Below are 22,798 nucleotides of genomic sequence, written 5' to 3' on the forward strand. Positions count from 1 at the left end.
TCCTGGCCAAGCCGCCCAGCTAGCTCGGCCGTTGCGCCAGGGTGCAGGACCAGCGGCCGTCGTGCCAGCCGCAGGTCTGCTCGTAGCCGGAGCGGAACGACCCGAGCCAGGGGATGTCGTCCTCGTAGCGCGTGGGCGGCGGTGTCGGTGCGAAGTTCGCCGCGTCGTCGATGCTGCCGCTGCCGTCGTAGCGTGCGACGGTCGGATAGGGGTAGACCGGCCGGGTCCGTACGACGGTGTCGTCCTGGCGTTTCGTGGCGACGAGCCGGTCGGGGGCGACGCCGTTCTCGACCCAGGCGACGGTGGGGGTGAGCGCGTCGATCGCGTCCGGCCCCTGACCGTCACCGCAGTGGGCGACGCCGGGCAGCATGAACAGGCGGGCGAACCGCTGCGTGGCGTCCGTCCCGCCCATGCGCTCGGTGAGGGCGTGGTAGTAGGCGATCGTCCCGTACGGCGAGATCGCCTGGTCTGCCCAGCCGTGCCAGAGGAGGAGCTTGCCGCCCGCGGCGCGGAAGGCCGTCAGGTCGGGGTCGCTCGCGTCGTAGACGCCGGCCTGCTGATAGATATCGCGGAACGTCGCCGAGTCGTAGCGCAGGTCTTGCAGTGTCGCCGACGGCCGGGCAGACGGGTAGGCGAGGTACTTCAGCGCGTTCGTCGCGTTGCCCTCGGCCACGGCCGGGGCGCCGGTGGCGGTCGGGGTGACCCAGCGGGCCCAGTTCGCTTCCGAGCCCACGGGCTCGCCCCCCGGGTACATGCGCCGGCCCCGCTCATCGCGTGGCCCGTCGTACAGCTTGCGTACGGCATCGATCTGCGCGTCGGTGAGGCAGTCCGCGCTGTCGGTTCCTGTCGCGCAGCGCAGGCTCCGCGGATCGAACGCGCAGGCACGCGGGTCGTCGATCTGGCCGTCGGCCAGGCCGTCCCGTGCGTCGCACTCGCGCATGACGGCGGCGTGCAGCGCGGGAAGCTTGGCAGCGGTCATGATGGGCCGGCCCCGCGCGTCGGTGTTGGCCGTGGCGTGCCAGCCCGCGGACCACACGATGAGCGACGTGAGCAACGACGCCGGGGCGCCGGCGACGATGCCGTCGAAGTCACGCGGGTAGCGCTGCGCCTCGGTCATCCCCTCGTGGCCGCCCTGCGAGCAGCCGTCGAAGTAGGAGTAGCGCGGGCCTTGTCCGTAGTAGAGCGCGATGAGCCGCTTGGCGACGAGCGCGACGACGTGGTCGGACCGGTAGCCGAAGTCGACCCGGAGCTGCGGATCGGCACCGAACGTGCCGTCGAAGCCGGAGACGCCGACGTGCCCCCCGTTGCCGGTGGCTATGACGAAGTCGCCGCGGGTCAGCGGCACGCACCCGTCCGTCGCGTCGGCGTAGATGTCGACGCTCCCGCAGAACGCCCCGCACCCGGTCTGCAGATACCGCTGCCGCCACGTCTCGGTGGGGAGGAGCACGTCGAACTGGATCTGCGGCGCCGCGGTTCCCTTGACTTCGCAGGCCGCCCAGCCGACCGGCGAGGTCGTCGCGGTCGCGGACCCGATGATCGCCGGAGCGCCGGGCGTCCCCGACAGGTCCTGCCCGGCGAGGGCCGCGCAGTCGATCCTCGGCAGCACCACGGGAGGGCCGGAGGACGAACCGCGCGCCTCGGCGGGCACCCCGGCTACGGCCGTACGGGCCGCGGCCTGGCCACCGCCGGCCATCACGAGGACGGCGAGGACGGCGAGCACAACCGATAGCGCCCGGACTCCAGCGGTGCGGCCGGCGCGGCCCGGCGTCCGACCCCGTACACAAGCGAGCAGTACTTGCGTCATCGCCATACCTGATCATGACGGAAGGCGGGGATGGGCGGCAATGGCTTTTGGGCCCGCTCCAGGTCGAGGTCGATCGACGGTCATGGTCGCGGTGACGGCGGTCACGGCGAGCAGGAGGCCGGCGGCGGCGTAGAGCGGGGTGCGCAGGTCGTAGGTGGTGGCCAGCCAGCCGCCGAGCACCATCGTGGCGCCCATGCCCGCCCCGCAGACGGCGAGCGCGAGCCCGGCCACGTAAGCGTTCGGGGCTCCGCCGCGGACGACCGCCGGGGGCTCCCAGGAGCCGTCGAGGATGGACTCGTCGGGCCAGTGCGTGCGGCAGGCACAGGGCGAACTCCTCCGCCGGTGCAGGCGGCAAGTTAGCGAGCCGCGGCCGATCAGGTTCTGCGCGAGATGACCATGATGTATTCGCAGGGAGCGTTCGTTCGGTTGGCGAAGCCGTGGTCCGCGTCGGCTTGGAAGAACAGGGAGTCGCCTGTGTTCAGGGTCTCGCTGATCCCGCCGATCGCGACGGTGAGGATGCCTTCGAGCACCACGAGTTGTTTCTCCGTACCCGGCGGATACGCGGGCAGCAGTCCGGTAGAGACCTGCGCGGGGAGGTAGTGGACGACCATCTCGGCTCCTCCCGCGCCCGGGGCCGCTGACACCATGTGCCGCTCGAAGCGGGTTTCCGGGTCACGGAAAACGGGGCGATCGTTCTTGCGCATGACAATGGCCACACCAGACGCGGCAGCAGCCGGCGCACCGATCAGGTCCGAGAGCGACGCGTCGAGCGCGTGGGCGATCCTGGACGCGACGCCGATCGTCGGGCTCTTCTCGCCGCGTTCGACCTTGGACAGCATCGCCCGGCTGACCGACGACTGTGTGGACAGCTGCTCCAGCGTCAGGCCCGCCTCCTCGCGGCGTCGCCGCACGTTACCGCCGAACGCGCCGGCCAGGTCGTCACCGTGCTGTGGTTCGGCCGCGTTGCCGTCTTGCTCGACCACCGTGCTCCTCGATCGTTGGGTACCTCGCTGACCACAGTGTAGAGTTTCTTCTAAAGAAGATAGAGTCTTCTATAGGAGACGCGATGTGCGCCCATACGACGGAGGTTCCATGCGTTTGATCTCGAGTGGCCGGCACCATGCCAGGTTCGAATTCGGCGACCTGCAGGTGATCTCGTTGCGAGACGGATACATCGACATGCCGCCGACACGGCTCCGCGACGAGGATGGGCGCACGCTCGATGAGCTGCCGGCCGCCGTCCCGCTGGCCGGCGACAACTTGCGGCTGTCGGTCAACGCCTTCTTCGTCACCGACGGCACGCGGTCGGTTCTCATCGACACCGGCGCGTCCAACGCCTGGCACGACCCCACCATGGGATTGATCTACGACGCGCTCGACGAAGCGGGAATCGACCGCGCGCATGTCACCGATGTGGCCATCACCCACAAGCACGAAGACCACGTGAGCGGCCTGATCGCGCCGGACGGTTCAGAGGCGTTCACCAAACTCGAGCGCGTGTGGATCGGCGCGGGCGACACCTCGGTGTTCACGGGGCGGCTCGAGCCGATCCGCGACCGGGTCGTACCCGTGTCGGAGAAGGTCGCGATCAACGACTGGATCACCGCGATCCCGACACCGGGCCACACACCCGGCCACACCGTCTACGACGTCAGGAGCGGCACCGGCCACCTTCTCGTCTGGGGCGACACCGTCCACGTTCCCACGCTCCAATTCGATCAGCCGAACGTGTCCTGGGAGCTCGACGGCAACCAGTCCCAGGCCCGCGCCGCGCGAGCGGCCCTCCTCGAACAACTGACCCAACCACACCACTTCGTAGCCGGCGCCCACCTCGACTCACCCGGCATCGCCCGGGTAACCTCCTCCGGCGACGGTTACGCGCTGGAATACCTCGCACCACCGATCGGCTGATCGAGCCTGTCGGCTCCGGGCCGCGCCGGCCTCCTCGGAGGCCGGTCGACCGGATGCCGCGCTGTCAATGATCAAGCCGAGCCGGCCCTTGACCCAACCGCGACGTCGAGATGTGCGACGGAACGGGAACGTACGCCAGCGCGCCCCTCCGTCAATGACGGTCACGCGCTCCCAGTGAGCTGGTGAAATAGCGCCCCTCCGTCAATGACGGTCACGCGCTCCCAGTGAGCTGGTGAAATAGCGTACGTTTCCGTTCCTCCACATTCCGTGAGATCTACGCTCATGTCATGGACATCGACATAGAGCCCGACGCGCGGTCGAGGCTCGCCGTCTCTCAAACAGAGCGAACGCGAAGTGGGTGGATACGTCAGACGTATCAGGCAGTGTCACTTCCTGGTGGCTGGAGAACGACGCGCGAGTCACGTACGCCCCTTCGCTACCTGGATCTTCTCGAAAGAAGCCTGGAGGCGCTCAACCGCGGCCCCACTGCCCTGCCCGAACAGCAGCTTCTGCTGAAGATGCGAGCCTTCAGGCATCATCGGGAGCTACGCGACCCGACGATTACCGTACGAGCGACCGCAGCCCCTGCCGCGTCCCGCCGCTCCCTCGAGGGGGCCGCCGATGGACGCCTTCCTCGGGTTCCTCTTCGGGACCATCATCGTGGGGATGTTCGTCAACGAGCTGGGCGAACTCTCTCAGTGGGCGTCGCGTAAGCTCGCGTTCTACGCTTCCCTGGCCGTTCACCGGGACCGTGAACGCGCCGGCGAATGCGCGACCCACCTGCATGAGGCGCTAGCGCTCGTACCCGGGAAAGCGACCTGTCTTCCCGCCGCCCTTCTCCTGGTGGGCGCGCTCCTCGCCGGTGCCGTGTGGCGCGGCCGAGCGAAGGACAGGGTCTTCACCTTCCTCATCGCCAAGATTCGCCGGGCCCTCATCCGCATCAGGCGGGAAAGTGATGCGGCTCAGCACCCGATGGCGTCGCCTCTGGTAGGCGGGTCAGTCGTCGATCGCCTGGTAGAGGGTGGTCCAGAAGTCGTGGATGGCCCGCGCCGAATCCGGGGTGGACATCCCGGTCTGGGTGAGCAGGAGGCCGACGAGCTGGTTGTGCGGGTCGGCGTAGGTGGTGGTGCCGGTTCCGCCGTCCCAGCCGAACTGGCCGGTGGGCGCGTAGTCGCCGCGGTAGGTGCGCACTGCCATGCCGAAGCCCCAGCCGCCGTGCTGCCCCTGGCCATGTGACAGATGGACGACGCTGCGGGCCCACGTCTGCCGGGCGGCTGTCTGCTCGGGTGTGAGGCGGTTGGTGGTCATCAGCTCGACGGCGGGCCGGGACAGGATCCGCTGGTTCCCGTGCATCCCGTGGTTGAGCAGCATCCGGAAGTAGGCGCGATAGTCGTCGACGGTGGAGTCCAGTCCGCCGCCGCCTGACTGGAACGCCGGAGGCTTGCTGTGGTGTCCGCCGTCGGCCTCGTCCTCCACGTGGAACTCGCCGGTCTGCCAGTCGGGGGCGTACAGGGGCGGCAGCCGGTCGATCTTCTCGGCGGGCACGTGGAAGCCGGTGTCCTTCATGCCCAGCGGATCGAAGATGCGCTCGCGCAGGAACTCCTCGAACGACTGGCCGGTGACCCTGGCCACCAGCACGCCGAGCACGTCGTCGCTGACGTTGTACAGCCAGCGCTCGCCGGGCTGGTACATCAGCGGCAGCGTGCCCAGGCGGCGCATCCACTCATCCGGCCCCGGTTCGGGCAACATCCATCCGTCCGCTTGGCCGTAAACCCCCTGCTCGAAGAACGCGCTCATCATCGGGGCGGTCCGCGCCGTCATATCCAGTCCGAGCCCGCACGTGGAGGTGAGCAGGTCCCGTACGGTGATCGGCCGCCGTGCCGGCACGGTGTCGTCCAGCGGGCCGTCGGCGCGCTTGAGCACCTGCCGGTCGGCGAGCTCGGGCAGCCACTGATCCACCGGGTCGTCCAGCCGCAGCCGGCACTCATCCAGCAGCACCATCGTCGCCGCCACCGCGACCGGCTTGGTCGTCGAGGCCATCCGGAAGATCGTGTTGCGGCGCATCGGCGCGCCACCGTCATGGCGCATCGTCCCGATCGCCTCGACGTGCGTCTCCTCACCCCGGCCGACCAGGGCGACAAGTCCGGGAATCTTTCCGGACTCGACATACCGCGCCAGCACCTCGCGCAGCCTCCGCAGCCCCGCTTCGGAGAAGCTACTCTTACCAGTTCCCATCATGGATCTCCTTATTTACAGTGTTCGTCCGGGCGTGGGGCCCAGTCTTTTCTGGTGTTCCAGCCGACGGCGCGCTCGATGGCGCCGGTCAGCTGCCTTCTTCGCGGAGCTGTTCGAGCCGTTCGGTGAGGAAGCTCCAGGTCTTCCAGAACTCTTCGAGGTACGCCCGTCCCTGGGCGTTGAGGGAGTACACCTTGCGCGGCGGCCCCTTCTCGGACGGGACCTTCTCCACGTCGACCAGGCCGCGCTGCTCGATCCTGACCAGCAGCGCGTAGATGGTGCCTTCGGCGATGTCGGAGAAGCCCTGATCCCGCAGCCACGCCGTGATCTCGTAGCCGTACGCGGACCGGCCGGACAGGATCGCCAGGACGATGCCCTCCAGCGTTCCCTTGAGCATCTCCGTCATCTGCTTGCCCATAGAACGCTCCCTTCAGCTACTCAGCACTGCTGACTACGAGTACACAGTAACGCTGACTACTGGTACATAGCAACACCGAATAGCTGAAGCGCGAGCGAAGACGGCACGCGCCCGCGGGCGACGGCGCCAACGGCCTACGGCGATCAGCCAGCGTCCGCCCGGCTTGCGCAGGAACCCAGGGTCATCCCGCGAAGCCGGTCAGGCCGTCCCTCGGTTCACGCCTCGTCCCAGGTGACCGGTAGCCGGTGCACGCCGTACACATCCGAGTGGGCGCGCAGCGGCACGTCCTGCGGCGGGACGGCCAGGCGCAGCGTCGGGAAGCGCGTGACCAGCGCGGGGAAGGCGACCCGCATCTCGACGCGGGCCAGTTGCTGGCCGAGACACTGGTGGACGCCGTGGCCGAAGGAGGTGTGCCCGGCGGCGTTCCGGCGCAGGTCGAGAGTGTCGGGGTCGGCGAACTTCGCCGGGTCGCGGTTGGCGGCCTGGACCGAGACGGCGATCGCGTCACCGGCCTTGATCAGGTGACCGTCCAGCTCGACGTCTTCCAGCGCCGTCCGCATCCCGGTGTGGGCGATGCTCAGGTAGCGCAGCAGTTCCTCGACGGCCTGGTCGGCGATGCCCGGGTCGGCGCGCAGGGCGGCGAGCTGGCCGGGATGGGACAGCAGGGCGAAGGTGCCCAGAGCGAGCATGTTGGCGGTGGTGTCGAGACCGGCGCCCAGCAACAGCACCCCGATGTTGGTGAGCTCCTCATCCGTGAGGTCGCCGGTGGTCAGGTCGCTGAGCAGGTCGTCGGTGGGTTCGGCGCGCTTGGCGAGTACGAGCTCGCGCAGGGTCTCCTGCAGCGCGGCGAAGGCGCCGTAGCGCTCCTCCAGTGTGGTGTCGTTGTCGTTCACCGTCGCCGCGTGACGCTGGAAGGCCTCGCGACCGGCGTAGGGGACGCCGAGCAGCTCGCAGATCATCAGCGCGGGGATGGGTTGCGCGTACGCCGTCACCAGGTCCACCGGCGGGCCGTGCCGCTCCATGGCGTCCAGGAGCTCGGCGGTGATCTGCTCGACGCGCTCGGTGAGCAGGCGCATCCGGCGGACGGTGAACTTCGCGGTGAGCAGGCTGCGGTAGCGGGTGTGCTCGGGCGGGTCCATCCCGATGAACATTCCGGGCGGCGCGGGCGGGGGCTGCTCCATGGTCTCCGCCCCGGGCATCGGGGAGCGCATGAGCTCGTGCCGAGAGCTGAAGCGGGGGTCGGCCACCACCGCGCGGACCAAGGCGTGGCCGGTGACCAGCCAGCCCACGTGCCCGTCGGGGAAGGCCAGCCGGCTCAGCGGCCGCCGCGCCAGCTCCTCGGGCGGGTCGAAGGGACAGCCTGCGGGGCGCGTCATGGGAAGCCCTGCCAAGACGTTCATCTCTACTCCTTCAAGTCGCGATAGTACGCCTTTAGAACTTGCCAAAAGCTACGTTGCATTCAATGCAAATGTCAATCCGCTTAACCGATACTTCGGCTTTTACGCTGGTTAAAGGCGGTAAGAATTGCAATGGCCCTGCGCCTGAATGCAACTATCGAGTTGCAATGGGGTGCATGCGAACGCAATAATGTCCATCGGACCGAACGACAGGAGGCGACGTGCCAGGAGGCAGGCTGACCCATCAGGACCGCCGGCAGATCGCCGCGGGACTGGCCGAGGGACTCACCTACGCCGAGATCGCCAGGAGCCTGGCCCGGCCGACATCGACCATCACGCGGGAGGTCATGCGCAACGGTGGATCGAGCGGCTACCGGGCCGATCAGGCGCATCAGGCGACCGAAGGGCGCGCCCGCCGTCGCCGGACCCCCTCGGCGCCGGCCGCGCCCGCCGCCACCGCCGCATACGGACGTGACCCCAAAGCGGTGCACGACTTCACCGAACGAGTCACGGCACTGCTGGCCCAGCAGGGACTCCCACGAATGATCGCCAGAGTGCTGAGCTGCCTGTACGTCACCGACAGCGGCAGCCTCACCGCCGCCGAGCTGGTCCAGCGGCTACGGGTCAGCCCCGCGTCGATCTCCATGGCCGTCGGCTACCTCGAGGAGCAGGGGCTGATCAGGCGCGAACGCGACGCCCGGCGGCGGCGTGAGCGCTACATCATCGACGACGACGTCTGGTACCAGGCGTTCCTGATGAGCGCGCAGAGAAACATCATGCTGGCCGACACCGCCCTGGAGGGAGCCGAGATCCTGGGCCCCGCCACACCCGCCGGCGCCCGGTCAGAGTACGTGGGCCAGTTCCTCAAGCACACGAGCGAGGACATGATTCAGCAGGCCGAGCACTGGCGGGAGGCGCTCGCGGCGAAGCGACGCGCCGCGAGCAGGTAAGAGCGCGAAGTGAATCACTTCCCGCTGGGCTGGGCGCGGACGTGCAGGCGTTCGCCCTGCGGGCCGAAGAGGGACAGCACCTCGACCGGCTCGGGGCCGGCGTTGCCGAACCAGTGCGGGATACGCGTGTCGAACTCGGCCACCTCGCCGGGCGTGAGGATCACGTCGTGCTCGCCGAGAACCAGGCGCAGCCGCCCGGCCAGGACATAGAGCCACTCATAGCCCTCGTGCACGCGGGGATCGGGCTCGGTGCCGGGCCAGTTCGGCGGCATGACCTGCTTGAACGCCTGAAGCCCGCCGGGCCGCCGGGTGAGCGGGATGAAAGTGGAGCCGAAGCGCTGGAACGAGCGCAACTGCACGCGCGGGTCCCCGGTGGGCGGCGCGTCGACGAGCTCGTCCAGTGTCACCTGATGGGCGCGCGCCAGGGGCAGCAACAGCTCCAGGGTCGGCCGGCGCTGCCCGGACTCCAGCCGCGACAAGGTGCTGATCGAGATGCCGGTCGACTCCGACAGCTCGGTCAGAGTGGCTCCGCGCTGCTGGCGCAGGGTCCGCAGCCGCGGCCCGACGGCATGCAGAACGTCGTCCAGGGCCGGCTCGTCATCGTCCATGAAATCCACCTTGCCACAACGGCAAACACCTCAGCCGCCTGACTGCGCGCTCACCAGCACCTCTCCGGCATCCGTACGGTCATAGAACACCGACCGCCCGGCCCGCCGGCGCCGTACCAGCCCCGAGTCGAGCAGGACCTTGAGATGGCGACCCACCGAGCCCAGGCCCTGACCGGTCAGCGCGACGAGCTGGGTGGTGCTCTTCGGGGTGTCGAGCAGCATCAGGACGTTCGCCCGCGCGGGCCCGAGCAGCCTGCCCAGCGCCTCGGGCACGGGCGCGCCACCGGCTTCGGCCAGCGCCCCGGAGCACGGGTACACCACGGCGTGCCGGTGCGCCGTGTCCCACGAGACCCAGCTCTGGCTCGGGGTGACGGGGACGAACATCAGCCGCGCCCCGGACAGCTCGCGCGGCGGGTAGTCGTACGTGCTGATCTGCAGCCGGTTCTCGCCGAGCCAGCGCATCCCGGGGCGCATGTCGTCGAGGGTCGCCGCCCAGCCGCCCTGGCTCAGCCGCGCGGTGCGGGCGATGACGTCGGCCTCGATGATGCGCCGGCGGCGCGGCCAGTAGGGGAGCACCGCTCGCGTCCACACCCACTCCAGCACGTCGGCGGTGCGCTCCGGCAGGTCGCCGCGGTGGAGCCGGGCGGGCAGGGGACCGCCGAGCGACACGGTCAGGTCCGCGCGGGCGGATTCGGGCGGTGTGTCGCGGATGCGTGCGAGCTCCTGCTCGAAGACGGGCTCGGCGTCGTCGGGGGGCGTGGGGGTGAGGAAGTCGGCGTTCCAGCTGCGGCCCAGAGCGGCCTGGATGAGCAGCGCGGTGATCGGGTCACTGGCCTGCCGGGCGCGGTAGGCGGGCAGGTGGGCGTCGAGCCACGCGCGCTCGCCCGGGTGGGCGGCCGTGCCCCGCTCCAGGGTCTTCAAGCTCGCGATGGCCTCGGCCAGGGGTGAGACGACGAACCGGCTGCCCGCGAGCGTGTCCGCGTTGACCTGCCACCAGCCCATGGTTTCGCCTCCCAGCGAAACATTAACCCCCCGCCGACAGGGCCCCCGACACTGTCCGCCATGCGCACCTATCGCGAGCTTTTCCGGACGCCGGAGTTCACGCCGCTGTTCCTGACCTCCGCTGTGCAGGGGGCCGGCTACACAGTGAGCGGGCTGGCCCTGGGAACGCTGGTCTATTCGGCGACCGGGTCGCCGCTGCTGTCGGCTCTGGCCATGTTCGGCCCGGCTCTGGTTCAGGTGATCGGGGCGGCCACGCTGCTGTCGGCGGCCGACCGGTTACCGCCGCGGGCCGCGCTGACGGGTCTGGCGCTGGTCTTCGGCATGGTCACCGCCGCGCAGGCCGTTCCGGGGCTGGCGGTGTGGGCCGTCTTCGCGCTGCTGCTGGGACAGGGGTTGATCGCCTCGCTGGGCGGGGGAGTGCGCTACGGGCTGCTCAACGAGATCCTCACGCGGGAGGGGTACCTGCTCGGCCGCTCGATGTTCAACATGTCCGACGGCGCCGTGCAGATCTGCGGGTACGCGCTCGGCGGCGTGCTCGTGGCCGTCCTGTCGCCGCGCGGCGCGCTCCTGACCGGCGCGGCCCTGTACCTCACCGCGGCGGCCGTGGCCCGCTTCGGCCTCAGCCGCCGGCCGCCGAGGGCCGCCGGACGGCCGTCGATCACCGACACCTGGCGGGACAACGCCCGGCTGTGGTCGGCCAGGCCGCGCCGCTACGTCTACCTCGCCATGTGGGTGCCCAACGGGTTGATCGTCGGCTGCGAGTCCCTTTTCGTGCCGTACGCGCCCGAGCAGGCGGGACTCCTGTTCGCCTGTGCCGCGCTCGGCATGCTGGCCGGTGACGTCGTGGCCGGCCGGTTCGTGCCGCCACGGTTGAGGGAGCGGCTGCGGGTGCCGCTGTGCCTGCTGCTCGCCCTGCCGTACCTGATCTTCATCCTGCGCCCGGCGCTGCCCGTCGCGGTGGCGGCGATCGTGCTCGCCTCGGCGGGGTACGCCGCGAGCCTGCTGCTCCAGGAGCGCCTGATGGCGCTGACTCCGGAGGAGCTGAGCGGGCATGCCCTGGGGCTGCACTCCTCGGGGATGGTCACCATGCAGGGCGTGAGCGCCGCGCTCGCGGGTGCCGTCGCGCAGCTGACCTCGCCCGCGACGGCGATAACGGTGCTGGCGGCGGCCTCGGTCACGGTCACCCTGACCTTGGCCCCCGGGCTGCGGCACCCACGTGACGCCGCCGCCCGGGAAAGCGTCCACGCCTGACCTCAGGCGGTCCCTGCTCGTACGTACGGGCCACGCCCCAGCACACCAGCAACGCCACCCCGAAGACCGGCAGCCAGCCCAACCGGGCCAGCACCCACCCGAAACCGTCCGGAGCGGTGTGCAGACCGGGCAGCGCGTCGCTCACGAACAGCCCGGCCACGGTGACCGTGATCAGCGCGGTCTGGTGCCACAGGAAGATCGTCATCGCCGACAGGTTCACCAGCGCCACCGCCGCCCAGGCGGCCGGGCGGCGCAGCGCCCGGCGCAGCGGGCCTCGGAGAAGCAGGGCCGCACCGCACTGGGCGAGGCCGAAGCAGACGGCCGCGAGGGAGGGCGGGTCGAGGTTGGAGACCGGGGCGCCGGGCACCCCGACCATGGCGGCCGGATATCCCGCCCACAGGACGAGCCCGGCCGCGGTGGCCGCGCCGCCGAGCAGCAGCGCCCAGCTCATCCCACGGCCGCTTAGGTCGCCCCGGGCCCAGGCCGCGCCGAGGCAGTACGGCACCAGCCACCCGGCCACCACGTTGACCCAGCCGAGCCAGGCCGGCCCGTCCAGGCAGTACAGGATCAGGTCGCCGAGCAGGACGGCGGCGAGCGGCCACAGCGGGTGCAGCCGGGCCACCAGCGGGGTCAGCGCCGTCAGCACCGCGAACACCAGCAGGAACCACATCGGCGACAGCACCAGCTTGACCAGCACGCGCACGGTGTCCAGCGCGACCCCGGAGGCCAGCAGCGCGCCCGCGACCACGGCCCACACCACCAGCACGGCCACGACCGGCCGGAACAGCCGGGCCATCCGCCCGCCGAGCCACCGCCCGTACGTCATGCCGCGAGCGCGGGCGCCGGCGTGACCCTTCGCCCCCACCTGTCCACCGACCAGGAAGAACACCGCCAGCGTCTGGAACACCCACGAGACGGGGGTGATCTCGGGCAGGTGCTTGAGCGGGCTGGCGGCGCGCAGCGTGCCGTCGCCGACGACCACGGCGGTCACCAGCCAGTGGCCGAGCACCACCCCGAGGATCGCCAGGGCGCGCAGCGCGTCGACGCCCCGGTCGCGGCCGGCCGGGGTCGATGCCTCGATCCGCCGGATGAGCTGGGAGGATGCCATGGCGCCGAAGCTACGGATCGCCCCTTGTGGTCGGCTTCCCCCTGGGGAGCGCACCCTTGGCGTAGCTCCGAAGTATCACGCGGGTCAGTTGCGCCAAAGCGGTGAGCCGCTGCGACGGCGCGATCTCGGTCCCGCTGAACTGGAACGACCCGTCCTCCGAGCGCATCGGCGTGGCCTTCGCCTGGCTGCCCGCGAAGGACGCGGCCGGCCGTTCTCCGTGCCTGGCACGTGATGCGCTCATAGCCTGACCCCCATGAGCGAGGAAACCGATCTGGTCCGGCGCGGCTACGACGAGCTGTCCTACCGCTACCGGGGCGACGCCACGGCCCTCGATCTGCCGGGCGCCTCCTTCGACGCGATCGTGTGCCTGTACACCCTCATCCACCTACCGCTGGAGCGCCAGCCCGCGCTCATCGAGCGTGTCGCCGCCTGGCTGCGGCCCGCGGGCCGGTTCCTGGTCACCACCGGCTGGGAGTCCTGGACCGGTACCGAGGACTGCTGGCTCGGCGGCGACACGACGATGTGGTGGAGCCACGCGGACGCGGCCACCTACCGGACCTGGCTGGGTGCGGCCGGGCTGGAGGTCACCGCGGAGGAGTTCGTCCCGGAAGGGGACAGCGGGCACGCCCTGTTCTGGGCCCGCAAACCGGGCAACTGACGAGATTCCGGGTGGGATGCGGTAATCCGGGAGCGGCCAGAGGGACTACTGGGTGTGGACGATCCTCAAGAACGATTCACCGACCTCTACGACCGGCACTACCGGAGCGTGCTCGGCTACGCGCTGCTGCGCGCCGAGCGTGACGCGGCCGAGGACGTCTCCAGTGAGACGTTCCTCGTCGCCTGGCGGCGGCTGGACGACCTGCCCGAGCCGCCGCTGCCGTGGTTGCTCGGCGTGGCGCGCAACCTGCTGGCCAAGCAGCGCGACTCGCGCCATCGCCGGCAGGCTCTGGTCGACCGGATCACGGCGCTGACCACCTCGCGCGACCATGTCGGCTGGGACGTGGCCGAGCACGTCATCGACAGGGAGAGCGCGCTGGCCGCGCTGTCGGCCCTGCCGGAGCAGGACGTGGAGGCGATGGTGTTCGCCACCTGGTACGGCCTGCCGCCCGAGCAGGCGGCCGCGGTCATGGGCTGTTCGGTCCGGACGTACAACGTGCGGCTCCATCGCGCGCGCAAACGGCTCGCCACCGCGCTGCGCCTGGAGCCGGGCGGTACGCGCCCGCGAGCCCGTACGGCCGGTGGCCGGTTCCAAGAGCACCCAGAGACCTGATGCCCGCAGCACCCCACCACCCGGAGAATGACATGACCGACCGCTTGTTCGCCCAGCTCAAGCCGATGGAGCTGGAGGAGATGACAGAAGAGGCCCACCAGCGGCGCCGCGCGGCCGACCTGGCCGCCGCCTTCCGGACAGCCCGCTCCGCGCCGCCGTCCCGGCGCCGGATCCGGGCCCCGTTCCTGCTGGTCGCGGGCACGGCCGCGGCCGGAGTGGCCGCCGCGGCGGTGATCGTCGTGACCGGCTCGAACACCGCGCCCCCGACCGCCACCACCTCTCCCACTCTGCCTCGCACCGCGCGGACCGCGATCGCGGCCGAGCCGGTGAACGCCCGCTCGTTCCTGCTCGCGGCGGCCGCGACCGCGGTGCGTGAGCCGGCCACGTCCGGCCGCTACTGGTACGTCCGCGAGCGCACCTTCTCGAAGGTGCACGTCGTGCCGGGCGACTACATGACCCAGATCAAGGCCCTGCTGGCCGAGGAGCAGCGGAAGGAGAAAGAGCTCAAGGACAAGCCGGGCGAACTCGCCGCCCAGCGCAAGGAGATCACCGAGAAGATGACCAAGCTCAAGCAATCCGAGCTGCCGTACCTGGCCTTCACCACCGACACGCAGGACACCTGGCGCGCGATGAAGCCGGGCGCGGCCAGCCGCTACGTACGAGACCCGGACGTGAGCGTCACCTTCGGTTCCCCGCAGGACGAGGCCGACTGGAAGGCCGCGGGCTCACCCGAGCTGGCGGTGAAGAGGCCTACCACCCGCGACGACAGCAGCGAGCGGGTCCTGTCGATCGACAACCCGAGCCTGACGATCCAGAACATCGCGCGGCTGCCCACCGGCGAGGACGCGTTGAAGCGCCGCCTGGACACGCTGTTCAAGCAGAGCCCCAACAGCGCACGGATCGGCAGGGCCGTCTATCTGTGGCAGACGGGCGTGGACCTGATGACCGCGCCGATCACGCCCGGCACCCGCTCCGCCCTGTTCAAGGTGCTGGCCGGCCGGGACGGGATCACCTCGCAAGGCCGGGTCACCGACGCGGTGGGGCGTACCGGGGTCGCCCTCTCGACGCCGGGGATCGACGGGGTGGAGCTCCGGATGATCATCGATGAGGACACCGCCGAGCTGCTGCAGTACGAGGTCGTGGAGAAGGGGCAGCCGCTCTTGCGGGTGGCGCTGGAGCGGATGGGCTGGGCCGACCGCCTGGGAGACGTCCCGGCCTGACGCGGGCGTCGAGGCCCGCACGGGGGCAGGTGCGGGCCTCGACCTGTTTGTCAGCTCAGGGTCGGTACGACGCCGCCCTCGGCCTGTTCGATCGTGATGCCGGGCATGTTCCTGGCCCATCGGCCGGTGATCTCGCTGAGCCGCGCGGCCCGCGGAGGCGTGTGGCCCAGGCCGATCGCGTAGCGGCCCTGCCGGGGGTCGCGCTCGAACGGGCGCGGCCAGGCGTGGACGTCCGCCACCCCGGCCTCTTCCAGCCAGGTGAGCAACTCCAGCATGCGTCCCCTGACGCGGCCGAGGGCCGCGTCGAGGTCCTCAGGGCGGTCGGAGCGTACGGTCAGCACCGCCCAGGCCGCGTGACGGCGGTGGAGCGGCGGCGGGGCGGTCAACTCCGTGAACCGGCCGTTCTCCGTGAGCTCCCATGCCTGGTAGAGCTCACGGGTGAGCAGGTCCAGGCCGCCGGAGGTGACGTGGCGAGCGCAGTTGCGTACGGGAGCGCTGGGCGTCATCACCGCCATCACCGCCATCACCGCCATCACGGGCGTCGTGGCTGGGATGAGGGCGACCGGTTCGTGCCAGTCCCAGGCGGCCCACGTGCTGAAGAAGTGGCGTAGGAGATCGGTGTCGGATCCGTCCGCGGCATCGAGGACTGTGCGGGCGGCCAGCACCGCCCAAGCCAGACCGGGCAAGCCACCGAACGGGGCCGCGTCCAGGCCCTTCGCCCGAGCCCACGCCTTCACCCGGTGGGCGAGGCGGGCGAATCGCTCGTGTGCGGGGCCCACCGCGGCGCGGATCGCGTCCGCGTCGCTGACGGCGCTCAGGGCGATGGCCGCCGCCTCGCCCAGTTCGGTACGGCGGAACACGAGCCGCGCCGGCGGGATCTGATCGGTTGCCACCACGGTCAGGTCGACGTCCAGGCCGGACACGTGCAGGCGCAGGCCCGGTACCCGTGCGCCGACCACCCGCCGCAGCCGGACGGCCTCAGGCAGCGCCGCCCGCACCCGCGCCTCCACGTCCGTGCCGGACTCTTCCCCGTCGGGGAGTGCGGCCACCAGGTCCAGGTCGGCTCCGGGGAGCGCGCAGCCCATCCGTCGGGAGCCGGCGACGTGCACGATCCCGGGACTCAGCGCCTGCGCCAGCCGGCGAGTGACGCGATCGGCCAGGTCCTCCAGGCCCAGAACAGACTCGGGATCGAGCACGGACACGGGCACGGCGGCGGTGGGCTCGGGCAGCCACTGGAGTTCGCCCGTACCCAGGGTGATCACGGCGCGCGGGCGCATGGGTTCGTCCCCTCGCCGCGACAGCAACACGACCGCCCCGACGCGGGCGGTCATCGCGTCGAGCCGGATGCCCGCACGGTTGGGGGCATGCACACGGCCCAGAGTCAGGTGCGGCGTGAAGCCCTCCGCGCGGCCCACGCAGCGGGGAAAGCGCTGGTGGAGGGCCTGGCGCAGGCGGGCCCATGGGGCGGGATCGGCGGCGGCCGGGTCGAGCCAGACGGTCGCGTCGTGGCGGTGCTGGAAGGACCGGATCCCCTCCAGCCGTACGGCGAACGGCTGGACCTCAGCGACCGCCTCGGCCAGCAGCGGCGCCGCCACGTCGAACGCCGACTCCGGCACGAACCCGAAGAGCAGGTTGACGTGCGGCGGCCACCGGGTCACCTGCGGATCGTGCGTCCGGCGAACCGCCTGCATGGGCGGCCACAGCTCCTCCGGCGGAATCCAGGCCACCGCGGTACGCGCGGTCGGCGGCATGTCCAGCACCCCGGCGGGCGCGCTGCCCGTGACGTCGAGGACGGCCTCCACCCCGTAGTGGTCGGAGACGTGCAGTCCACCGGGCTCGGGAGTGTCTCCGCGCAGGGCGGCCGCGACGGTCCGGGGGCGGCCGCGCACCAGCACGCGGTCCAGCCGGGCGGCCCGCCCGGACAGCGAGGACAGCGCCGCCAGCGGGTTGGCGCGCGGGTCGAAGGTGGGAGTGTGGTCGCCGGGCCCGTACGCCTCCGTCCAGGCGTCGCGAAGCCCGAGCGCCGACGCGGGGACGTCCGTGCCGTCGTTGAAGTCGCCCATCAGGACCAGGTCACCCTCGACGCCGGCCAGCCCTTCGGCGATCCGGGCGAGCTCGGCCCGCCGCCGCGCCGCGCCGTCGGCGGTGTGGTCGCTGGTCAGATGGGTGGTGGCGACGACGAGCGGGCCGGCGGCGGTCTCGGTCGCGAGGGCGGCGACCGCCTTGTGCGGGCCGAGCCGGTGCCAGGCCGCCTCCCGTACGGGCAGCCGGCTGAGCAGCAGCAGCCCGCTGTCGGCGACGTCCTCGCCGCCCGGGTCGGTGCCGACGGTGTAGCGGGCCCGCACCCACGGGGCGGCCAGCAGGAGCGACAGCAGCGCGGGCTCGACCTCCTGCAGCGCGATGACGTCGGCGTCGGCGGCTTCCAGGGCCGCCAGCAGCAGGGGGCGGCGTCGGGCGGTGTCGATGCGGTCGCTGTCGTAGCGGTCCCACAGGGTGTTCCAGGTCAGGACGCGCACGGCCGCACCCGTGGACGCTCGCACCGCTTCCTGGCCCGTGCTGGGCCGCCAGCCGGCGGCCGGGTCCCAGGTGTGCGGGGTTCTGACGCTGAAGACGGGCGCACGCAGGCGGCGCGGGGCGCGTACCCGGCCCGCGTCGCAGCTGTCGATCCGGTCCAGTCCGGTGGCGCGGTCCCAGATCAGCTCGCCGTCCGCCTCGACGAACAGCACCCGATGCCACGGGACGTCGCCGCCGGGCACGAAGGTGGGCAGCGGGATGCGCTTTGGGGCGGCGTCCCGCTGGCCGACGCCGAGCACGAAACGTGAGGGGTCGAAGCGGGGGTCCCAGCGGACCCAGTGGTAGATCTCCTCGCTGGTACGCATCACGCCTCTTCCCCCTCCAAGGCGCCGTCCACGTCATCGACGGTTCCGGAGGCGCCGACGTACCAGGTGTGATGGGCATGGCCGGGATACGGCGGGACGTACCGGCGCATCTGATCGTCCAGCACGTGCGGCGGCACCGGATGGGCGCGGCGGGCGTTGCGCCGGTGCAGTTCGTCCTCCTCCACCAGCGCGACCACGTGCGTCGTCAGCGCGGCGCGGCGTCGCGCCACGGCGTGGACCAGGGAACGCTGGTGCTGATTGAGCGAGGTGGCGTCCCATACCACGGTGCCACCGGCCGCCAGGGCGGCATCGAGGCGGTCCAGTCCCTCGCCGAGCACTTCCCGGTTGGCCCGCTGGTTCGCCCGCGAGCCTCTAGCCGCACGGAGATCGTCCAGCGACAGGTACGCGTCGATCTCCGTCAGACCGGCTGTCCCTGGCAGACCGGCGGTCTCTGGCGGACCAGCCATTTTCGTCAGACCAGCCGCGAACGTGCTCTTCCCGCTGCCTGACGGCCCGACCAGATGCACCAGCCGGGGGAATCGCCCCGACCGCCACCGCCAGGTCGCCGCCACGGCCTCCTCAACCGTGGTGACCCTTCCCTTGGCCCAGGCGTCGCGCGCCTCCGCCCAGCAGCGCTCGGCCGCCTCCCCGCCGAGCCCGGTCAGGGCCGCGCGCAGACCGGCCCGAATCGGCTGCAACGGATCCGGCCCGAGCAGCCCGGCGTCCTCGGCGTACAGCGCCGACCATTCGACCTGCTCACGCTCATGGTCGGCCTCATCGTCCACCCGACCCGCCAGCGTGGCCGCCGCCACGGCGTGCAGCACACCCAGGTCTGCGGCCAACGCCATGCGCCCCAGCCCGGCCCGCCGCTCCTCGTCCGGGTAGGGCCGGCGCAGCGCGCCGTGCAGCCCGGTCAGGTCCGCGACCCGCCGCGCCAGCCGCATGCCCAGCGGCCTGACCAGCCGGGCCGCCAACCGGGCCCGCGGTACGGAGTGCAGCGCCGTGGCCAGCACACCCGCCAGCCGAGCGTCCCCGCGCCGGCCGATCGCGTCCAGCCGGGCCGACACCTCGGCCACCGCGCCGTGCCCTGCTTCGGCTGGGGCGAGGTCCACCGAGGTCAGCAGGGCGTTCACATCGCAGTCCGCGCCCGAGCGCACCGACCACAACGCAGCTCCTGGGCCAAGAGCGTTCGGTACGACGGTCGCGTGCATCCAGTGCGTGCTGGTCTGGACGTGCTCCCGGCGCACCCACTTGGCCACCCGCCCCGCGAACTCCGCCCGCCCGAACCCGTCGACGGCCCGCACCACGTAGCCCTCTTGCCGCTCCGCGTTCAGCCGCAGCCCGCGCAGCGCCCGCTCGTCGAAGACCCCGCGCCACAGCACCGGCGGGACCGGAATCCCCAGGCCGCGCAGGAAGGCGACCGTGCGGTCCCAGTCCAGGCATCGATCGTCGTCCCACACCGAGAAGCCGTAGAACCAGCTGTCCAGCTCCTGGTAGGCGAGGGAGTGCCGGGCGTACATGTTCTCCCCGCACACCCGCCACCCCGCCGGGATCCGTCCACCGATCCGCCCTTGCAGCGCTTTGACCCACGCTCGGGAGGGATGGTGGGCCGAGTCCAGCGACCGGGCGTGCATCCCGTCCGTATAGAGGGTGGTGTTCTCTCCGTCGAGCTTCTCCGTGACCACGACCTCGCGCCCGCGCAGCCCGGACAGATCTCCCGCGCGAACGTCGTCCGGCGTCACGCCAGGCGACCAGGGCAGGTGAGGGGTACGCGGATAGTGCACGCGCATGATCCCTCCCCCCTTGTGGCTGAAGTCACAGTACAAGCGGCAAGAAAGCGCCTCCATCGATTAAACGGCCGACCATTGCAGGAGTCTTGACAATTATATTTTTCGGTGCGAGGCTGAGGGCACCTCAGACAAGGAGCACAGCGATGAGAAAGATCGTGGCGGGCCTGTTCATCTCCCTGGACGGCGTCGTGGAGTCCCCGGAGAAGTGGCACTTCCCCTACTTCAACGATGAGATGGGGGAGATCGTCGGGTCGCAGATGGAGCAGGCCGACGTCATGCTCCTCGGGCGGCGGACCTACCAGGAGTTCGCCGCCCACTGGCCGCACCAGGACCCGGCCGACAACCCCTTCGCCGACCGCATGAACAACACCCCCAAGTACGTCGTCACCAACACCCTCGACACCGCCGAGTGGCAGAACACGACGATCATCAAGGGCGACGTCGTGGCCGGGCTGACCGAGCTCAAGCAGCAGCCCGGCAAGGACATCGGCATCACCGGCAGCGCCGCCCTGGTCCGGTCGCTGCTGGCCGACGGCCTGCTCGACGAGCTGCGTCTGCTGGTCCACCCGATCGTGGTCGGCGCCGGCAAGCGCCTGTTCGAGGAGGGCACCGGGCAGATCCCGCTGCAGCTGGCCGACTCCAGGACGCTCAGCACCGGCGTCCTCTCCCTCACCTACGGCAGGGCGTGACATGGCCGCCAAGACCGTCGCCGACAAGCTGCTCGTCAAGCCGCGTACCGCCGTCTGGATCTCCGACGACGAGCACCGTCCGCTCGTCGAGCCGCTGCCCGAGGGCGCGCGGCACGTCGAGGACCTGAGCGAGGCGGGCGTCGCGGTGCTGTTCGCCACCGACGCCGCCGCGGTCCGGCGGCTCCTCAACGAGCACCGCGATCGGCTGTCCCGGCCTACGGCCTTGTGGGTGGCCTACCCGAAGGGCAACAAGGCCGACATCAACCGCGACACGCTCTGGCCCATCGCCGCCGAGTACGACCTGCGGCCGAACGGGCAGGTCGCGGTGGACGAGGTCTGGTCGGCGCTGCGCTTCCGTCCGCTCAAGGAAGGCGAGCCGCCCTTCACCGGTGGCCGCTAGCCCCGGTGGCGTCGCCGGGCAGGCCCATCTGCGGATGGAAGGCGCTGTCGGCGTCGACGTCTGCGCGGATGCGCTCGGCGGGCAGGCGCATCAGCAGGCCGTCGCAGCGGCAGGGCGAGCCGCACCGGTGACAGTGGCAGTCGCCCACCACCGAGGCCTGTTCCCAGTATCGGTGGACGGTGGTCACCGGCTCCCAGCCGGCCGCCTTCAGCACCCCGTCGGCACGTCCCGGCCGGTCGCGTAGCCACACCATCGCGTACGCCTCGGTGCACCGCTCCCTCAACCAGGCGGTGCGCTGCTCGGCGAAGGCGGTGCCGAGGCCACGACGACGCATCGACGGCACCACGGCCATGGTGCTCAGGATGCCGACCCGGCGGCCGTCGGCGGACGGCGGCGCGGGGGACAGGATCCCGTGCGGCATCGGGGCGGTGAACGCGCGATATTCCTCATCGTCGATCACCTGGGCCAGGGCCGCGCCCACCGGCGTCATCGACCCCTGCGGGAAGGCCGCCAGGAACTGCACCCTGTCGTCATCGCGCATGTGCCGCAGGAGCCGGTCGACGGTGAGCACGCCGTGGCCGAGAGCGGCGTTGACGACGGCGGCGGCCGCCGCGACCCCCCGCTCGTCCCCGAGATGAAGCCGGGCGATGAACCAGCCGGGCGGCGTGCTGGGCGAATGCATGCGAGTCACGGTCCTCGTTATATCTGGGTACCGTTCTCGAATTCAGGTGAACGAAATTCACGTATCTCCAGCAGAGTACTATGCTTAGAGTGGTTTGAATTCCGATCCAGGAGATACGCATGCGGCAGAACCCGGCACGACGGGCGGCGCTCCTTGACGCCGCCATCGAGGTACTGGCCCGCGAAGGGGCGCGCGGGCTGACCTTCCGTGCCGTTGACGTCGAGGCGCAGGTGCCCAACGGCACGGCCTCCAACTACTTCGACAACCGCGACGACCTGCTCACCCAGGTCGGTCACCGCTTCTACGAACGGCTGGAGCCCGAGGCCACGATGGTGGCCAGCGCGCTGGAGGGACCGCGCGACCGCGACCGGGTCACCGAGCTCATGCACGACCTGGTGGAGCGGATCAGTCAATTCCGCTCCGGCTACCTGGCCCTGCTCGAACTCCGCCTGGAGGCCACCCGCCGCCCCGAGCTGCGCCGCCTGCTCACCGAGCGCATCCGCGCCGACGTCGACGCCAACATCACCTACCACACGGAGTCCGGCCTGCCCGGCGACGCGACCACCGTGGTCCTGCTCTACCTGGCCCTCAACTGGCTGATCCTCGAACGGCTCACGCTGCCCGACGTCTTTCCCGAGAGCCAGATCCACGACCTGGTCACCGACGTGGTCGAACGCGTCCTGCCCGGCCCCGGGCGTTAGCCGCGCGTCAGGCGAGCCAGTGTCCGTCGCGCATGAGGTCGCGGCCCTCCAGTTCGTCGGCCTCGCGCCAGGCCTGCAGCCGCTGGGGCTGGATCCGGAAATAGAGGTAGGGGCTGCTGAGCCGGCGCGGGTCGAAGCCGGTCTTGGCGGCGAAGGCGTCACCGAGCTGGTCGGAGAGCTCGCCGGCCGGGACCGCCTGGACGCTTCCCTCGATGAGGACCACATCGCGGGTCGGGCCGATGCCGAGCCGGACCTTGCCGGTGGCTTGAAGGTTGCGGCTGGTGGGACTGGTGGCCGGGGTGGAGATGAGCAGGGTGGCGCCGTCCCAGAGGAAGGACAGCGGCACCATGTAAGGCGTCCCGCCTTGGCCGTCGGCCGTGGCCACCCAGGCGTCGACGTCATGGGCGAGCCGGTCGAGGGTGTCCTGCTTGCGCTGCTGCGGGGTTCGGGGCGAGTCGCTCATCTGAAGAGGTCCCTTCATGC

At 71.0% G+C, this 22,798-nt stretch carries 23 protein-coding genes; 9 read left to right on the forward strand and 14 right to left on the reverse strand.

Annotated elements, in window-relative coordinates; translation table 11 throughout:
• Positions 1–19: 19 nt before the first annotated feature.
• The 3 genes from AB0B61_RS34015 to AB0B61_RS34025 all read right to left on the reverse strand — a co-directional run bounded on the left by AB0B61_RS34015 (position 20) and on the right by AB0B61_RS34025 (position 2,787).
• Positions 20–1,720 (reverse strand): tannase/feruloyl esterase family alpha/beta hydrolase, encoded by a 1,701-nt coding sequence (locus AB0B61_RS34015; protein WP_358440721.1) that lies wholly within the window; start codon positions 1,718–1,720, stop codon positions 20–22.
• Positions 1,721–1,816: 96 nt separating this feature from the next.
• On the reverse strand, positions 1,817–2,035 hold the full coding sequence (locus AB0B61_RS34020; protein ID WP_358440723.1) for a hypothetical protein: 219 nt from the start codon (positions 2,033–2,035) through the stop codon (positions 1,817–1,819).
• A gap of 143 nt (positions 2,036–2,178) precedes the next feature.
• A complete protein-coding gene (locus AB0B61_RS34025) occupies positions 2,179–2,787 on the reverse strand; it encodes an XRE family transcriptional regulator (protein WP_358440726.1) in 609 nt (202 codons plus the stop codon).
• A gap of 109 nt (positions 2,788–2,896) precedes the next feature.
• On the opposite strand from AB0B61_RS34025, the gene AB0B61_RS34030 reads away from it, so the two are divergent.
• Positions 2,897–3,715 carry an MBL fold metallo-hydrolase gene (locus AB0B61_RS34030; protein WP_358440728.1) on the forward strand — a complete coding sequence of 273 codons (819 nt, stop codon included), beginning with the start codon at positions 2,897–2,899 and terminating at the stop codon, positions 3,713–3,715.
• 996 nt (positions 3,716–4,711) lie between these two features.
• On the opposite strand, the gene AB0B61_RS34035 is transcribed toward AB0B61_RS34030, so the two are convergent.
• The 3 genes from AB0B61_RS34035 to AB0B61_RS34045 all read right to left on the reverse strand — a co-directional run bounded on the left by AB0B61_RS34035 (position 4,712) and on the right by AB0B61_RS34045 (position 7,768).
• Positions 4,712–5,950 (reverse strand): serine hydrolase domain-containing protein, encoded by a 1,239-nt coding sequence (locus tag AB0B61_RS34035; RefSeq protein ID WP_358440731.1) that lies wholly within the window; start codon positions 5,948–5,950, stop codon positions 4,712–4,714.
• A gap of 88 nt (positions 5,951–6,038) precedes the next feature.
• The gene (locus AB0B61_RS34040; protein WP_358440734.1) at positions 6,039–6,368 is read right to left on the reverse strand and encodes a PadR family transcriptional regulator; all 330 of its coding nucleotides are present in this window, start codon (positions 6,366–6,368) and stop codon (positions 6,039–6,041) included.
• Between the two features lie 215 nt (positions 6,369–6,583).
• Complete coding sequence (locus AB0B61_RS34045) at positions 6,584–7,768, reverse strand: cytochrome P450 (protein ID WP_358440736.1); 1,185 nt, start codon at positions 7,766–7,768, stop codon at positions 6,584–6,586.
• Between the two features lie 218 nt (positions 7,769–7,986).
• Between AB0B61_RS34045 and AB0B61_RS34050 the strand changes: the two genes are divergently transcribed.
• Complete coding sequence (locus AB0B61_RS34050) at positions 7,987–8,715, forward strand: helix-turn-helix domain-containing protein (RefSeq protein WP_358440739.1); 729 nt, start codon at positions 7,987–7,989, stop codon at positions 8,713–8,715.
• Positions 8,716–8,729: 14 nt separating this feature from the next.
• On the opposite strand, the gene AB0B61_RS34055 is transcribed toward AB0B61_RS34050, so the two are convergent.
• Positions 8,730–9,323 carry a helix-turn-helix transcriptional regulator gene (locus AB0B61_RS34055; RefSeq protein WP_358440741.1) on the reverse strand — a complete coding sequence of 198 codons (594 nt, stop codon included), beginning with the start codon at positions 9,321–9,323 and terminating at the stop codon, positions 8,730–8,732.
• Positions 9,324–9,353: 30 nt separating this feature from the next.
• Entirely contained in the window at positions 9,354–10,325 is a 972-nt protein-coding gene (locus tag AB0B61_RS34060; protein ID WP_358440744.1) for a winged helix-turn-helix domain-containing protein, read from the reverse strand.
• A 60-nt stretch (positions 10,326–10,385) separates the two neighbouring features.
• On the opposite strand from AB0B61_RS34060, the gene AB0B61_RS34065 reads away from it, so the two are divergent.
• Positions 10,386–11,576, forward strand: a complete 1,191-nt coding sequence (locus tag AB0B61_RS34065; RefSeq protein ID WP_358440747.1) for an MFS transporter — start codon at positions 10,386–10,388, stop codon at positions 11,574–11,576.
• Here AB0B61_RS34065 and AB0B61_RS34070 read toward each other — a convergent pair.
• Both AB0B61_RS34070 and AB0B61_RS34075 read right to left on the reverse strand, forming a co-directional pair.
• A complete protein-coding gene (locus AB0B61_RS34070; protein ID WP_358440750.1) occupies positions 11,506–12,684 on the reverse strand; it encodes an acyltransferase in 1,179 nt (392 codons plus the stop codon). The genes AB0B61_RS34065 and AB0B61_RS34070 overlap by 71 nt on opposite strands.
• A gap of 10 nt (positions 12,685–12,694) precedes the next feature.
• Positions 12,695–12,925 (reverse strand): hypothetical protein, encoded by a 231-nt coding sequence (locus AB0B61_RS34075; RefSeq protein WP_358440752.1) that lies wholly within the window; start codon positions 12,923–12,925, stop codon positions 12,695–12,697.
• A 12-nt stretch (positions 12,926–12,937) separates the two neighbouring features.
• Between AB0B61_RS34075 and AB0B61_RS34080 the strand changes: the two genes are divergently transcribed.
• The 3 genes from AB0B61_RS34080 to AB0B61_RS34090 are packed head-to-tail and all read left to right on the forward strand — an operon-like array spanning position 12,938 to position 15,174.
• Positions 12,938–13,342, forward strand: a complete 405-nt coding sequence (locus AB0B61_RS34080) for a methyltransferase domain-containing protein (RefSeq protein WP_358440755.1) — start codon at positions 12,938–12,940, stop codon at positions 13,340–13,342.
• A gap of 54 nt (positions 13,343–13,396) precedes the next feature.
• Positions 13,397–13,954, forward strand: a complete 558-nt coding sequence (locus AB0B61_RS34085) for a sigma-70 family RNA polymerase sigma factor (RefSeq protein ID WP_358440758.1) — start codon at positions 13,397–13,399, stop codon at positions 13,952–13,954.
• A 32-nt stretch (positions 13,955–13,986) separates the two neighbouring features.
• Positions 13,987–15,174: a CU044_5270 family protein gene (locus AB0B61_RS34090; protein ID WP_358440761.1), complete on the forward strand. Its 1,188-nt coding sequence runs from the start codon at positions 13,987–13,989 to the stop codon at positions 15,172–15,174.
• 50 nt (positions 15,175–15,224) lie between these two features.
• Here the strand turns inward: AB0B61_RS34090 and AB0B61_RS34095 are convergent, their stop codons facing one another.
• Both AB0B61_RS34095 and AB0B61_RS34100 read right to left on the reverse strand, forming a co-directional pair.
• The gene (locus AB0B61_RS34095; RefSeq protein WP_358440763.1) at positions 15,225–18,053 is read right to left on the reverse strand and encodes a poly(A) polymerase; all 2,829 of its coding nucleotides are present in this window, start codon (positions 18,051–18,053) and stop codon (positions 15,225–15,227) included.
• Positions 18,053–19,843 carry an RNA ligase family protein gene (locus AB0B61_RS34100; protein WP_358440766.1) on the reverse strand — a complete coding sequence of 597 codons (1,791 nt, stop codon included), beginning with the start codon at positions 19,841–19,843 and terminating at the stop codon, positions 18,053–18,055. Before AB0B61_RS34100 ends, AB0B61_RS34095 begins: the two co-directional genes overlap by 1 nt.
• Before the next feature lie 143 nt (positions 19,844–19,986).
• On the opposite strand from AB0B61_RS34100, the gene AB0B61_RS34105 reads away from it, so the two are divergent.
• Together AB0B61_RS34105 and AB0B61_RS34110 are read left to right on the forward strand one after the other, a co-directional pair.
• Positions 19,987–20,532, forward strand: coding sequence for a dihydrofolate reductase family protein (locus AB0B61_RS34105; RefSeq protein WP_358440768.1), 546 nt, complete (start codon positions 19,987–19,989; stop codon positions 20,530–20,532).
• Position 20,533: 1 nt separating this feature from the next.
• Positions 20,534–20,932, forward strand: coding sequence for a hypothetical protein (locus AB0B61_RS34110; protein WP_358440771.1), 399 nt, complete (start codon positions 20,534–20,536; stop codon positions 20,930–20,932).
• Here AB0B61_RS34110 and AB0B61_RS34115 read toward each other — a convergent pair.
• Positions 20,916–21,614, reverse strand: coding sequence for a GNAT family N-acetyltransferase (locus AB0B61_RS34115; RefSeq protein ID WP_358441058.1), 699 nt, complete (start codon positions 21,612–21,614; stop codon positions 20,916–20,918). The genes AB0B61_RS34110 and AB0B61_RS34115 overlap by 17 nt on opposite strands.
• A 119-nt stretch (positions 21,615–21,733) precedes the next feature.
• Between AB0B61_RS34115 and AB0B61_RS34120 the strand changes: the two genes are divergently transcribed.
• A complete protein-coding gene (locus AB0B61_RS34120) occupies positions 21,734–22,315 on the forward strand; it encodes a TetR family transcriptional regulator (protein WP_358440773.1) in 582 nt (193 codons plus the stop codon).
• A gap of 7 nt (positions 22,316–22,322) precedes the next feature.
• On the opposite strand, the gene AB0B61_RS34125 is transcribed toward AB0B61_RS34120, so the two are convergent.
• Positions 22,323–22,778 (reverse strand): pyridoxamine 5'-phosphate oxidase family protein, encoded by a 456-nt coding sequence (locus tag AB0B61_RS34125; RefSeq protein ID WP_358440776.1) that lies wholly within the window; start codon positions 22,776–22,778, stop codon positions 22,323–22,325.
• Positions 22,779–22,798 lie beyond the last annotated feature (20 nt).

Source organism: Nonomuraea sp. NPDC049158 (assembly GCF_040648335.1).
Classification (GTDB): domain Bacteria; phylum Actinomycetota; class Actinomycetes; order Streptosporangiales; family Streptosporangiaceae; genus Nonomuraea.

Excerpts from the sequence above, each read along its gene's own strand:
- AB0B61_RS34030 (WP_358440728.1), top strand. The coding sequence starts at position 2,897 with ATGCGTTTGATCTCGAGTGGCCGGCACCATGCCAGGTTCGAATTCGGC.
- AB0B61_RS34035 (WP_358440731.1), bottom strand. The coding sequence starts at position 5,950 with ATGGGAACTGGTAAGAGTAGCTTCTCCGAAGCGGGGCTGCGGAGGCTG.
- AB0B61_RS34040 (WP_358440734.1), bottom strand. The coding sequence starts at position 6,368 with ATGGGCAAGCAGATGACGGAGATGCTCAAGGGAACGCTGGAGGGCATC.
- AB0B61_RS34045 (WP_358440736.1), bottom strand. The coding sequence starts at position 7,768 with ATGAACGTCTTGGCAGGGCTTCCCATGACGCGCCCCGCAGGCTGTCCC.
- AB0B61_RS34055 (WP_358440741.1), bottom strand. The coding sequence starts at position 9,323 with ATGGACGATGACGAGCCGGCCCTGGACGACGTTCTGCATGCCGTCGGG.
- AB0B61_RS34060 (WP_358440744.1), bottom strand. The coding sequence starts at position 10,325 with ATGGGCTGGTGGCAGGTCAACGCGGACACGCTCGCGGGCAGCCGGTTC.
- AB0B61_RS34065 (WP_358440747.1), top strand. The coding sequence starts at position 10,386 with ATGCGCACCTATCGCGAGCTTTTCCGGACGCCGGAGTTCACGCCGCTG.
- AB0B61_RS34070 (WP_358440750.1), bottom strand. The coding sequence starts at position 12,684 with ATGGCATCCTCCCAGCTCATCCGGCGGATCGAGGCATCGACCCCGGCC.
- AB0B61_RS34075 (WP_358440752.1), bottom strand. The coding sequence starts at position 12,925 with ATGAGCGCATCACGTGCCAGGCACGGAGAACGGCCGGCCGCGTCCTTC.
- AB0B61_RS34080 (WP_358440755.1), top strand. The coding sequence starts at position 12,938 with ATGAGCGAGGAAACCGATCTGGTCCGGCGCGGCTACGACGAGCTGTCC.
- AB0B61_RS34090 (WP_358440761.1), top strand. The coding sequence starts at position 13,987 with ATGACCGACCGCTTGTTCGCCCAGCTCAAGCCGATGGAGCTGGAGGAG.
- AB0B61_RS34095 (WP_358440763.1), bottom strand. The coding sequence starts at position 18,053 with ATGCGTACCAGCGAGGAGATCTACCACTGGGTCCGCTGGGACCCCCGC.
- AB0B61_RS34100 (WP_358440766.1), bottom strand. The coding sequence starts at position 19,843 with ATGCGCGTGCACTATCCGCGTACCCCTCACCTGCCCTGGTCGCCTGGC.
- AB0B61_RS34105 (WP_358440768.1), top strand. The coding sequence starts at position 19,987 with ATGAGAAAGATCGTGGCGGGCCTGTTCATCTCCCTGGACGGCGTCGTG.
- AB0B61_RS34110 (WP_358440771.1), top strand. The coding sequence starts at position 20,534 with ATGGCCGCCAAGACCGTCGCCGACAAGCTGCTCGTCAAGCCGCGTACC.
- AB0B61_RS34115 (WP_358441058.1), bottom strand. The coding sequence starts at position 21,614 with ATGCATTCGCCCAGCACGCCGCCCGGCTGGTTCATCGCCCGGCTTCAT.
- AB0B61_RS34120 (WP_358440773.1), top strand. The coding sequence starts at position 21,734 with ATGCGGCAGAACCCGGCACGACGGGCGGCGCTCCTTGACGCCGCCATC.
- AB0B61_RS34125 (WP_358440776.1), bottom strand. The coding sequence starts at position 22,778 with ATGAGCGACTCGCCCCGAACCCCGCAGCAGCGCAAGCAGGACACCCTC.